A 13,755-nucleotide genomic window follows, 5' to 3' on the forward strand; every position below is an offset into this window, starting at 1 on the left:
GCACGGCGTGGGCGGCGCGGGTCAGGGCTGGTCGTCGGTGAGCCCGGCTTCGAGTTCCTCGATCTGGTGCTGCGCGAGGTCCAGGAGGGGGAAGTCGGACGGGGTGTGGCCCCCGGCGGCGGGGGCGGTGGTGTGGGTGGCGAGGCCCGCGAGCAGGTCGAGCCAGGCCTGGCCGATCCGCTGTCCGGTGGCCTCGGCGAGCGCGCCGCGCGGCCAGCTGAGGGACAGGGTGAGTTCGGGTCCGTCAGCAGTGTCCACGATGACCGCGCCCGCCTCCAGGGCGTGGGTGGACGGCATGTCCGGGTCGGCGCCGCCGCCGATGTTCCCGGTCGGCTGCCAGGGCACGGGCGGTCCTGTGCGGGGTCCTGCCGGGAAGCGTCCGAGGTAGTTGAAGCCGATCTGCGGGCGGGGCAGGGCGGCGAGGGCGTCCGCCGTCGCGGGGTTGAGGTGGCGCAGCAGTCCGTGGCCCAGGCCGTCGCCGGGGACGGCCCGCGCCTGCTCCTTGACCTGCTTCAGGAGGGCGCCGCTCGCCGGGCCTCCGGCCCGCGCGCCGTCCAGGTCGACGCCGCGCACGTCGAGGCGTACGGGGTGGGCGCTGGTGAACCAGCCGACGGTGCGGGACAGGTCGACGCCGTCGACGGGCTCGCGGCCGTGGCCCTCGACGTCGAGGAGGAGGGCGGCGGCGTGCGGCCGCGTCCGCGCGACGGCGCCCGCGAGGGTGGCGAGCAGCACCTCGTGCACCCCGCAGTGGAACAGCGCCGGCGTGGTGCCCGCGAGGGTGGCCGCCTGTGCGGCGGGCACGGTCCACGTGGTGCGCCGCACGGTCGCGGCGGTGTCCCGGGCCGGGTCCAGGGCGCGCTCTCCCAGGAGCGGTTCGCCGGTGTCCAGGAGGGCGGCCCACCCGGCCAGTTCGGCGACGCGGTCCGGTGCGGCGGCGCGTTCGGCGAGGAGGCGCGCCCAGCGCCGGAACGAGGTGCCGGGCGGGTCGAGCGCGGGTTCGTCTCCGGCCGCCGCGGCCCGGCAGGCCTGGGCGAGGTCCGGCAGGAGGATCCGCCAGGACACGCCGTCCACAGCGAGGTGGTGCACGGCGAGGACGACCCGGCCGGTCCGCTCGGGCCCGGCGTCCAGCCACACCGCCTGGAGCAGGGTGCCCGCCGCCGGGTCGAGGCGCCCGACGGCGTCACGTGCGGCGCGTCCGGCGAGTTCGTCGAACTCCCCGGTGGCGGCGTCCCGCGCGTCGACGCGGCGCACCAGGTCGTCGGCGGTCACCGTGTCCGCGGCGCCGACGACGAGCCGGGGCCCTTCGGCCACGCGGGCCCGCAGCATGTGGTGGGTGCGCAGGAGCGCGGCGACCCCGGCGGCCAGGACGTCCCGGCCGAGCCCCGGCGGGGCGGCGACGGCGGCCCACTGCGCGAACCCGGGGCGCAGGGCGTGCTCCCCCAGCTCCCGTGCCACCGGCGTCCAGGGCACCTCGCCGACGGCGACGTCCTCGGCGTCGGGCCCGTCGGGCGCGGTGGTCCCGGCCACGGCCGCGAGGCGTTCGGGCGTCTTCTCCTCGAAGACCTGGCGCGGGGTGAGCACGAGTCCGGCGCGCCGGGCGCGGGACGCCAGCTGCATCGAGGAGATCGAGTCGCCGCCGAGGGCGAAGAAGCTGTCGTCGGCGCCGACCCGGCGCAGGCCGAGGACGTCGGCGTACAGGGCGCACAGGACGGTCTCGGCGGGGGTGCGCGGCGCGCGTCCCGTGGCCGGGCCCGCGACGTCGGGGGCGGGCAGCGCGGCCCGGTCGAGCTTGCCGTTCGCGGTGAGCGGCAGCTCGGCGAGCGGCACGTAGGCGGCGGGCAGCATGGGGCCGGGAAGCCGCTCGGCGGCGAAGTCCCGCAGGGCTGCGGCCAGTTCGCTGTTTCCGGGCGGCGCGGCCGCTCCGGGATCCGTCCGCCGCGCCACGACGTACGCGATCAGGCGCCGCTCCCCCGGCCGGTCCTCGCGCGCCACGACGGCGGCTTGGGCGACGTCGGGGTGGGCGGTGAGGGCGGCTTCGACCTCGCCCGGCTCGACGCGGTGGCCGCGCACCTTGACCTGGGCGTCCGCGCGCCCGGCGAAGACGAGTTCGCCCTGTTCGGTCCAGCGTGCCAGGTCCCCGGTGCGGTACATGCGTGCGCCGGGCTCGAACGGGCAGGCCACGAAGCGTTCGGCGGTCGGCGCGGCCCGGCCGCCGTAGCCGCGGGCGAGTCCGGGGCCCGCGACGTACAGTTCCCCGGCCGTGCCCGGCGGCAGCGGCTGGAGGAAGGCGCCCAGGACGTACACGCGTGCGTTCGTCAGGGGGCGGCCGATGGGCACGGTGGCGGCGCCGGGCGCGAGGGGTTCGCTCATGGCGGCGCACACGGTCACCTCGGTGGGCCCGTAGGCGTTCACCATGCGCCGCCCGGCCGACCAGCGGTCGACGAGGGCGGCGGGGCAGGCCTCCCCGGCCACCACCAGCGTCGTCAGGTCCGGGGGCAGTTCGTCCTCCGTGGCGAGGACGCCGGGCGGGACGGTGACGTGGGTGGCGCGCCACCGCCGCAGCGCGTCCGTGAGCGTGACGTGCGGCGGCAGCTCGTCGGCGCCGGGCACGACGAGCGTGGCGCCGGACAGCAGGGCCATGCACAGCTCGGACACCGCCGCGTCGAAGCCGAGCGAGGCGAACTGGAGCACGCGCGCGTCCGGCCGTACCGCGAACCGTTCGATCTGGGCCCGCGCCAGGTGCGCGAGGCCGCCGTGGGTGACGACGACGCCTTTGGGCCTGCCCGTCGAGCCGGAGGTGTAGATGACGTACGCGGCGTTGGCCGGGGCCAGGGGCACGTCGTGCGGGGGGCCGCCCTGCTGCCGGGCCACGGCGGCCGCGACGGCCGGTTCGTCCAGGACGACGACGTGTCCCGGGAAGCCGTCGGGCACCGCCGCCGCGGTCCGGGCGGTGCACAGCAGCACGGCGGGCCCGGCGTCGCGCAGCACGTACGCGACGCGGTGCGCCGGGTGGCCGGGGTCGACGGGTACGAAGGCGCCGCCCGCCATGGTCACGGCGAGCACGGCCTCCACCATCGCGGCCGAGCGCGGCACGAGCACGGCGACGCGCGTCTCCGGCCGCACTCCGGCGTCCCTGAGGTGGCGGGCCAGGCGTCCGGCCCGGTCCGCGAGGCGCGCGTACGTCAGCTCCTGTTCGGCCCCGTCCGGCGCGCGGCACGCCAGGGCCACGGCGTCGGGCGAGCGCTCCGCGCGGCGCCGGAACAGCTCGGGCAGTGGCGCCGCGTCGACGGTGGCGCGGTCCTGGTTCCAGGCGCGCACGACCTGTTCGTGCCGTGCGGCGCTCAGCGCCCTGACGCGCGCCACGGGGGCGTCCGGGTCCGCCGTCAGCTGGGTGAGGACGTGGGCGAGGGACGCGGTCAGCTCCTCGGCCCAGGCGCGTGTGAACACGTCGGGCCGGTGGATGAGTTCGCCGTGCAGCCGCTCCCCGGGCACGGCGATCAGCGTCAGCGGGTAGTGGCCGGTGTCCTCCGGTGTGCCGCCGGGCCGGATGGTCAGCGTGTCGGGCGAGGGCTCCGCGAGCACGGGCCGCGGATAGCTCTCGTACACGAGCAGCGCGTCGAAGGCGGCGCCGGGACCCGCGAGGCGGCGGATCTCGGGCATGCCGACGTGCTGGTGGGCCATGAGGGCCACCTGCCGCCGCTGGAGGTCCGCGAGCAGGGCGGCGACAGGCTGCCCGCCGTCGAGCCGCACGCGCACCGGAAGCGTGTTGAGGAACAGGCCGACCATGGATTCCACGCGTGGCAGTTCGGCGGGGCGGCCCGCGGCGGTCGCGCCGAACACCACGTCCGTGCGGCCCGTGAGGCGTGCGACGAGCAGGGCCCAGGCGGTCTGCACCACGGTGTTCACCGTGACGCCCCGGGTGCGCGCGAGGTCGGTCACCGCGGCAGTGAGCTCCTCGGTCAGCTCGAACGGTACGCGGGCGGGCACGACGGGTTCCCGCGTGACGTCCTCGGGCGCCACGAGCGTCGGCCCGTCCGTGTCCGCGAACTCCTCCCGCCAGGCCGTCCGCGCCGCCTCCTTGTCCTGCCGCCCGAGCCAGGCCAGGTACGCGCGGAAGGAGGTGGCCGGGGGCAGGTCCCGCGCGTCGCCGCCCGCCCGGTAGAGCGCGGACATCTCGCCGATGAGCACGGGCAGGGACCAGCCGTCCGTGACGATGTGGTGGTTGGTGACGATCTGCGCGTGCCGGTTCTCGCCGAGCTTGGCCAGGGTGAGCCGCAGCAGCGGGGCCGTGGTCACGTCGAGGCGCCGCTCCCGCTCCTCGTCGACGAGGCGGTCGAGGGCGGCCCGCGCCCCGTCGGCGCCGAGCGTGCTCAAGTCGACCTCGCGCCAGGGCAGTTCGACGTCCGGGGCGATGACCTGGACGGCCTGCCCCGACGCCGTCTCGTGGAAGCTCGCGCGCAGGATTGGATGCCGCTCGCACAGGGCCCGCCAGGACGCCTTCAGCCGCGCCACGTCGAGGGGCCCGTCCAGGGCGAGGACGCGCCGCCCTTCGTACAGGTCCGGCCCCTGCGCGTCGTACGCCGCGTGGAACAGCAGCCCTTCCTGGAGCGGCGACAGCGGCCAGACGTCCACCAACTGCGGTACGCGCGACTCCAGTTCGGCCACGGCGTGCTGGTCGAGGGCGAGCAGCGGGAAGTCGGAGGGCGTGTGCCCACCGGCGCCGGGGCGGCCGGTGTGTGCGGCGATCCCGCCGAGCAGTGCGCACCAGGTCCGGGCGATGCCGTGGACGGCCTCTTCGTCGAGGAGCCGCTCCGGCCAGCTGAGCGTGAGGGTCAGCGCGGGCCCCTCTTCGCCGTCCCGCACGGCGACGGCCGCTTCGAGCGCGTGCAGGGCGGGCATGCCCGGGGCCGCCGCGCCGCCGATGGCTCCGGTGAGCCGCCAGGGGCCTTCGCCGTCGCCGCCGGTGGTGAAGCGGCCGAGGTAGTTGAAGCCGATCCGGGCGCGGGGCAGGGCGGCGAGGGCTTCGGCCGTGACGGGGTCGAGGTGCCGCAGCAGGCCGTAGCCGAGCCCGTCGCCCGGGAGGGTCCGGGACTGCTCCTTCACCGTCTTCAGCAGCGCACCCGCCGCCGGGCCACCGGCCAGGGCCTCGTCCAGGTCGACGCCGCCCAGCTCGACACGGATGGGGTGCGAGCTGGTGAACCACCCCACCGTCCGCGAGAGGTCCACCCCTTCCAGGGGTTCACGGCCGTGACCCTCGACGTCGATCAGCAATCCGTCGGCCGCCGACGGCCGGTGCCGCGCCACCGCGCCCGCGAGCCCGGCGAGCAGCACCTCCCGCACACCACAGTGGAAGGCCGTCGGCGTCTCGTCCAGAAGGGTGCGCGCGTACGGCTCCGGCACGGTCCACGACTCCCGCCGCATGCTCGCGGCCGTGTCCAGCGCGGGGTCCAACTCCCGTTCGCTCAACGGGTTCTCGGGTACGTCGACGTGCCGCGCCCAGGCGTCGAGTTCGGCTGTGGGTACGCGTTCGGCGAGCAGGCGGGCCCAGCTCCGGAACGACGTGCCCACGGGTTCGAGCTCCGGCTCCCGTGCGGCCGCGAGAGCCTCGCAGGCGGTACGGAGGTCCGGCAGCAGGACGCGCCAGGACACGCCGTCCGCGACCAGGTGGTGCACGACGAGGACGAGCCGGCCGACCGCGTCCGGCCCGGCGTCCACCCACACGGCCTGGGCCATCACGCCCGCCGCCGGGTCGAGGCGCCCCACCGCCTCCCGGGCCGCCTGGGCGGCGGTCTCTTCGAGTGGGCTGCCGCTCGCTTCCACGCGGGTGACCAGGGCGGTCGCGTCGACGGAGCCCGTCTCCGGCACGATCAGGGTGACGTCGTCGACCACCCGGGCCCGGAGCATGTCGTGCGTGTCCAGGACGACGCCCAGACCGGCGGCCAGGACGTCGAGGCCGAGGCCGGGCGGGGCGCCCACCACCGTCCACTGCGCGAACTCCGGGTCGGCCGCCCAGCGCCCCAACTCCCGCATCGCGGCCGTGAACGGGACCTCGCCCACCCCGTCCCCTGCGGCAGGTGTGCCGCCGGTCGCGGACTCCGCCGTCGCCGCGAGCCCGGCCGGTGTCTCGTGCTCGAAGACGTCCTGCGCCTTGAGGACGAGTCCGGCGCGGCGGGCCCGGGCGACCAGCTGCATCGACATGATGGAGTCGCCGCCCAGCTCGAAGAAGCTGTCCTCCACGCCGACCCGCTCAAGCCCCAGAACCTCGGCGAACAGCACACAGAGGGCCTTCTCCGCCTCCGTAGCGGGTTCACGTTCGGTCACCCGGCCCGCGAAGTCCGGCGAAGGCAGCGCCGCACGGTCCACCTTGCCGTTCCGCGTCACCGGCAGCACGTCCAGCACCAGCACCGCGGCAGGAACCATGTACTCCGGGAGGACCTTCGCCACGTACTCCCGTACGGAACCACCCTCCAGGGCCTGCCCGTTGGGCACCACGTAACCGACCAGACGCCGCTCCCCCGGGCCTGTCTCCGAGGCCGTGACCACGGCCTGGGTCACACCCGGGTGCGCTGCCAGCGCCGCCTCCACCTCGCCCAGCTCCACCCGATACCCACGAACCTTCACCTGCGCATCCGCGCGCCCGACGAAGACGAGTTCACCTTCGGCGGACCACCGCACCAGGTCCCCGGTGCGGTACATCTGCCCACCCGGCACGTACGGGCAGGCCACGAACCGCTCCGCCGTCAGCCCCGGCTGCCCCTCATACCCCCGCGCCAGCCCCTCGCCCGCCACATACAACTCGCCGTCCGTCTCGGGCGGCACCGGGCGCAGGAAAGCGTCCAGGACGTATGCCTTCCGTCCGGGCAGCGGGCGCCCGATGGGCAGCACCGAACCCACCGACTCCCCCGGCCCCCAGCTCCGCCAGGTAGCACACAGGGTCGCCTCCGTCGGACCGTACATGTGCCGCACGGCCAGACCGGGGCAGGCCTCCCGCACCCGCGCCACCGACGCGGCGGGCACCACATCACCACCCGTGAGGACCTCCCGCAGACCCGCGAAACAGTCCGGTGCCTCACCCGCGAGAACCCTGAAGGAACCCGCCGTCAGATGCAACGCCGTCACCCCAGCGGCCACGAACTCCCTTACCCGCCCGGCATCCACCGGCCCCGCCCCGGCCACCACCACCCGCCCACCCGACACCAACGGCACCCACACCTCATACAACGACACATCGAACGCATGCGGAGCATGCATCAGGACCGCATCATCCGGTCCCACCCCCCAAGCCCGCTCCGCCACCAGCGAAGCCACACTCCCGTGCGGCACCGCCACACCCTTGGGCACACCCGTCGAACCCGACGTGTACATCACGTACGCCACATCGTCAGGGCACACCTGAGTGCCCGTCGGGACCTCGCGCTCGGCCGCCAACTGGCTTGCGGTGGAAGGGTCGTCGAGGACCACGACACGGGCATCGACCTCCGGCACCGCTTCGCGTGTCGCCCGGGTGCAGAGCACCGCCGCCGGAGCACAGTCGCCCAGCACCAAGCCCACCCGCTCCACCGGAGCCGACGCGTCCACCGGGACATACGCCGCCCCCGCACGCCACACCCCCAACAACGCCACCACCACATCGACCGACCGCTCCAACACCACGGCCACCCGGTCACCGCACCGCACACCCACACGCGCGAGGTACGCCGCCAAACGACCCGACTCCACCCACAACTCCCCATACGACAAGGAGCGATCAACCCCGTGCAGCGCCACGGCGTCCGGCGCCGACGTCACCCTGCCCGCCACCAGCTCGGGCACCAGAGCCTGCGGGCCCTCGCCCGGCGCCGTACCCCACTCCTCCAGGACGAGGCCGTACTCGGACGCGGTGAGGACGTCCACGCGGGCGACCGGGGCGGAGGGAGTGGCGATCAGCTGCTCAAGGACCCGTACGACGCGCTCCGCGATCGAGGTGGCCCGGCTCCGGTCGAACAGGTCCGGCCGGTAGGTCACCACGACCCGCAGCGGCTCGGTGGGGACGACACCGACGGCGAGCGGGTAGTGGGTGCCGGCCACCGTGTTGAGCCGCTCGATCGTGACGTCGGCGGCGCCCCGGCCGGGGCCGGTGAGGGCGACCGAGCCGCGCGGGTAGTTCTCGAACATCAGCATCGTGTCGAACACCGCGCCGGAGCCCGCCAGTTCCCTGATGTCCCGCAGGCCCACGTGCTGGTGCGCCGTGAGGACCGACTGGTGTTCCTGGAGCGTGCGGAGCATGTCGACGACCGGCTGCCCGGCGTCGAGGCGGACGCGGACCGGGAGGGTGTTGATGAACAGGCCCACCATCGACTCCACGCCCGGCAGCTCCGGCGGGCGCCCGGCGACCGTGCCGCCGAACACCACGTCCGTGCGCCCGGCGAGCCGGGCCAGGACCAGGGCCCACGCGCCTTGGGCCACCGTGTTCACGGTGAGGCCCGCGGTACGCGCCCACGCGTTCAGTTGCCCGGTCCGTTCCAGGGACAGCTCCGCCGAGACCACCTCGGGCGTCACCGGGGACCGGCCGGGGTCGGCGGGGGCCACCAGCGTCGGGCCCTCGGCGCCCGTGAACTCCGCGTCCCAGGCGGCATGCGCCGCCGCCCCGTCCTGCCCGGCGAGCCAGGTCAGATAGGCCCGGTAGGAGGTCGCCCGCGCGAGGCCCGAGGCGTCGGCGGCGGCCGCGTACAGGGCGGACACCTCATGGAGGACGACCGGCATCGACCAGCCGTCCAGGAGGATGTGGTGGCAGGTGAGAGCGAGGCGGTGGCGGTTCTCGCCGAGGCGGACCAGCAGCAGCCGGAGCAACGGCGGCCGCGACAGGTCGAACCTGCGGTCCAGCTCATCGGCCGCGAGCCGGTCCGCGGCAGCCGACGCCTCGGCCTCAGGAAGCCCGGACACGTCGGCCTCGCGCCAGGGCAGTTCGACGGTCCGCTCGACGACCTGTACGGCCTCACCCGACGTCGGCCGGTGGAAGCCCGCCCGCAGCACGGCGTGCCGGGCGAGCAGCGCCTCCCACGACGCGCGCAGGCGCCCCGCGTCCAAGGGGCCTTCGAGGGCGAGCAGCCGCTGCGTCTGGTAGACGTCGGGCCCCTCGTCGTCGTACGCGGCGTGGAAGAGCATCCCTTCCTGGAGCGGTGACAGCGGCCAGATGTCCGCCAACTCCTGGGCCTGCTCTTCGAGTTCCGCGACGGCCCGCTGCGTGAGGTCGAGGAGCGGGAAGTCTGAAGGCGTGTGCCCACCGGCCCCGGGGCGGCCGGTGTGTGCGGCGATCCCGCCGAGCAGTGCGCACCAGGCCCGGCCCAGGTCCTCCGCCGCCCGTGCGTCCAGGACGTTCGTCGGCCAGCCGAGGGTGACGGTGACCGTCGGGCCGTCCCTGGTGTCCTGGACGGTGGCGCTCGCTTCCAGGGCGTGGAGGGCGGGGGTGTCCGGGGGGATCGTGCCGCCGATGGCTCCGGTGAGCTGCCAGGCGGCTTCGCCGTCGCCGTCGGTGGTGAAGCGGCCGAGGTAGTTGAAGCCGACCCGGGCGCGGGGCAGGGCGGCGAGGGCTTCGGCCGTCGCGGGGTCGAGGTGCCGCAGCAGGCCGTAACCGAGCCCGTCACCCGGGAGGGTCCGGGACTGCTCCTTCACCGTCTTCAGCAGCGCACCCGCCGCCGGGCCACCGGTCAGGGCCTCGTCCAGGTCGACGCCGCCCAGCTCGACGCGGATGGGGTGCGAGCTGGTGAACCACCCGACTGTGCGGGTGAGTTCGACCCCCTCCAGGGGTTCACGGCCGTGGCCCTCGATGTCGATCAGCAGCCCGTCGGCCGCCGACGGCCGGTGTCGCGCCACCGCGCCCGCGAGCCCGGCAAGGAGCACCTCCCGCACACCGCAGTGGAAGGCGGCAGGTGCCCTGCTCACCAGGTGGACGGCCGTGTCGCCTGTGACCGTCCAGGTCTGGTGCGTCATCGTGGCCGCCGTGTCCCGCTGCGGGTTCACCTCGCGGGCGGCCGGCGTGGTTTCCGGCACCGCAACGTGCCGCATCCAGGCGTCGAGTTCGGCTGTGGGTACGCGTTCGGCGAGCAGGCGGGCCCAGCTCCGGAACGACGTGCCCACGGGTTCGAGCTCCGGCTCCCGACCGGCGGCCAGCGCCTCGCAGGCGGCACGGAGGTCCGGCTGGAGGAGGCGCCAGGACACGCCGTCGACCACCAAGTGGTGGGCTACGAGCGCGAGTCGGCCGACCAGGTCCGGTCCCGCGTCCACCCACACCGCCTGGACCATCACACCCGCCGCCGGGTCCAGACGCCCCACCGCCTCCCGGGCCGCCTGGTCCGCGATCTCGTCCAGGTCGCCGCCCGTCCCGTCCACGCGGGTGACCAGAGCGGTCGCGTCCACCGAACCCGCCTCCGGCACGACCAGGGTGAAGTCCTCGGCCACCCGCGCCCGCAGCATGTCGTGCGTGTCCAGGACGACATCGAGACCGGCCGCCAGGACATCGAGACCAAGGCCCGGCGGGGCACCCACCACCGTCCACTGCGCCAGCCCCGGGTCCGCCGCCCAGCGCCCCAACTCCCGCATCACCGGCGTCCAAGGCACCTCGCCCACGCCGTCGCCCGGTACGGCCGTTCCCTCGCCCGTGGCTCCCGCAGCGGCAGCGAGCCCCGCCGGGGACTCGCACTCGAACACGTCCTGGACCTTGAGGACGAGTCCGGCGCGGCGGGCCCGGGCGACCAGCTGCATCGACATGATGGAGTCGCCGCCCAGCTCGAAGAAGCTGTCCTCCACGCCGACCCGCTCAAGCCCCAGAACCTCGGCGAACAGCACACAGAGGGCCTTCTCCGCCTCCGTAGCGGGTTCACGTTCGGTCACCCGGCCCGCGAAGTCCGGCGAAGGCAGCGCCGCACGGTCCACCTTGCCGTTCCGCGTCACCGGCAGCACGTCCAGCACCATCACCACAGCGGGAACCATGTACTCCGGGAGGACCTTCGCCACGTACTCCCGTACGGAACCACCCTCCAGGGCCTGCCCGTTGGGCACCACGTAACCGACCAGACGCCGCTCCCCCGGGCCTGTCTCCGAGGCCGTGACCACGGCCTGGGCCACGCCCGGGTGCGCTGCCAGCGCCGCCTCCACCTCACCCAGCTCCACCCGATACCCACGAACCTTCACCTGCGCATCCGCGCGCCCGACGAAGACGAGTTCACCTTCGGCGGACCACCGCACCAGGTCCCCGGTGCGGTACATCTGCCCACCCGGCACATACGGGCAGGCCACGAACCGCTCCGCCGTCAACCCCGGCTGCCCCTCATACCCCCGCGCCAGCCCCTCGCCCGCCAGATACAGCTCGCCCGCCACATCCGGTGGCACCGGCTGGAGATACGCGTCGAGAACGTACGCACGCCGTCCGGGCAGCGGGCGCCCGATGGGCAGCACCGAGCCCACCGGCTCGCCCGGATCCCAGCTGCGCCAGGTGGCACACAGGGTCGCCTCCGTCGGACCGTACATGTGCCGCACGGCCAGGTCAGGGCAGGCCTCCCGCACCCGCGCCACCGACGCGGCAGGCACCACATCACCACCCGTGAGGACCTCCCGCAAACCCGCGAAACAGTCCGGCGCCTCACCCGCCAGAACCCGGAACGACCCCGCCGTCAGATGCAGCGCCGTCACCCCGGCATCAACGAACTCCCTTACCCGCCCGGCATCCACCGGCCCCGGCCCGGCCACCACCACCCGCCCACCCGACACCAACGGCACCCACACCTCATACAACGACACATCAAACGCATGCGGAGCATGCATCAACACCGAGTCACCCGGACCCACCCCCCAGGCCCGCTCCGCCACCAGCGAAGCCACACTCCCGTGCGGCACCGCCACACCCTTCGGCACACCCGTCGAACCCGACGTGTAAATCACGTACGCCACGTCACCAGGAGCTACCCGGACGCTCCCGGAGGCGCCGTCGCACCTCTCCAATTCCTGTGCTGTGGCGGGTTCGTCAAGGACCACCCGGCGTGCGCCCGCATCGGTCACCCTGTCCCGTGTCGCCCGGGTGCAGAGCACCGCCGCCGGAGCACAGTCCCCCAGCACCAAGCCCACCCGCTCCACCGGAGCCGACGCGTCCACCGGGACATACGCCGCCCCGGCCCGCCACACCCCCAGCAACGCCACCACCACGTCGACCGACCGCTCCAACACCACCGCGACACGGTCACCACGCCCCACGCCACGACGCGCGAGGTACGCCGCCAACCGGCCCGACTCCGCCCACAACTCCCCGTACGACACCGACCGATCGGCCCCGTGCAGCGCCACCGCGTCCGGCGCCGACGCCACCCTGCCCGCCACCAGCTCAGGCACCAGGCCCTCCGGGGCCTCGCCCGGCGTCGTGCTCCGTTCCTCGACGAGGGCCGCTCGCTCCTTCTCGTCGAGTACGCCTATCCGGCCCACCGGTGCCGCGGGGTCGGCCGCGATCTGTGTCAGTACGTGGAACAGCCAGGTGAGGACCGATTCGGCCGTGTCGCGGGCGTACAGGTCGGGGCGGTGGTCGAGCTTGCAGCGCATGGGGGTGCCGGGTGCCACGACGAGGGTGAAGGGGTAGTGGGCGGTCTCCTCACCCGCGACGACCCGCAGGGAGAAGGTGTCGGGGGCGGGCGTCTCGGCGGGGGTGCGCGGATAGCTCTCGTAGACGACGAGCGTGTCGAAGGTCGCTCCGGGGCCCGCGAGTTCCTTGATGTCGGAGAGGCCGAGGTGGTGGTGGGCCAGCAGGGCCGTCTGGCGCTCCTGGAGTTCGGTCAGCATGCGCGCGACCGGCTGCCCGGCGTCGAGGCGGACGCGGACGGGGACGGTGTTGATGAACAGGCCCACCATCGACTCCACGCCCGGGAGGTCCGCGGGGCGTCCCGCAACGGTGGCGCCGAACACCACGTCCGTGCGTCCGGCGAGCCGGGCGAGGACGAGGGCCCAGGCGCCCTGCACCACGGTGTTGACCGTGAGGGCGTGGCGGCGGGCGAACGCCGTCACCGCTCGGGCGAGGTGCGTCGGCACGTCCCGGGTGAGGATCTCCGGGGTGCCGGGCGCGCGGCCCGGGTCGGCCGGTGCGACGAGGGTCGGCTCGTCCGCGCCCGCGAGGTCGAGCCGCCAGGCGGCCCGTGCCGCTTCCTTGTCCTGGCGGGCGAGCCAGACGAGGTAGTCCCGGTACGAGACGGGTGCGGGCAGGGCGCCCGGGTCGCCGTGGGCCGCGTACAGCGCCTTCAGCTCGCGCAGGAGCACGGGCAGGGACCAGCCGTCCATGAGGACGTGGTGGCTGGTGAGCACCAGGCGGTGCCGCGTCTCGCCGAGGCGGATCAGGAGCAGCCGCAGGAGCGGCGGTGCCGTGAGGTCGAACCGCTCGGCCCGCTCCGCACCGGCCAGGTCGTCCATGGCGGCCGCGGCATCGCCGTCGGGAAGGCCGGAGAGGTCGGCCTCGCGCCAGGGCAGGGTGACGTCCCTGGCGACGACCTGGACCGCCCCGCCGGACCTGCGCCGCCGGAAGCCCGCGCGCAGGGCCGGGTGGCGGGCCAGGAGGGTCTGCCACGCCGTGCGGAGCCGGGCCGCGTCCACCGGTCCTGTCAGGTCGAGCAGGCGCTGCCCCTGGTAGACGTCGGCCCCCTGGTCGTCGAGGGCCGCGTGGAAGAGCAGCCCCTCCTGGAGCGGCGACAGGGGCCACACGTCCTCGACACGGGATCGGGTCATCGCTTCTCTCCTCGGACGCGG

The 13,755-nt window shown here is 74.8% G+C and carries 1 protein-coding gene; it reads right to left on the reverse strand.

What is annotated here, in order from left to right:
• Positions 1-21 precede the first annotated feature (21 nt).
• Entirely contained in the window at positions 22-13,734 is a 13,713-nt protein-coding gene (locus C9F11_RS05775; RefSeq protein WP_138958224.1) for a non-ribosomal peptide synthetase, read from the reverse strand.
• Positions 13,735-13,755 lie beyond the last annotated feature (21 nt).

Origin of the sequence: Streptomyces sp. YIM 121038, from assembly GCF_006088715.1 — a bacterium.
GTDB lineage: Bacteria > Actinomycetota > Actinomycetes > Streptomycetales > Streptomycetaceae > Streptomyces.

Excerpts from the sequence above, each read along its gene's own strand:
- C9F11_RS05775 (WP_138958224.1), bottom strand. The coding sequence starts at position 13,734 with ATGACCCGATCCCGTGTCGAGGACGTGTGGCCCCTGTCGCCGCTCCAG.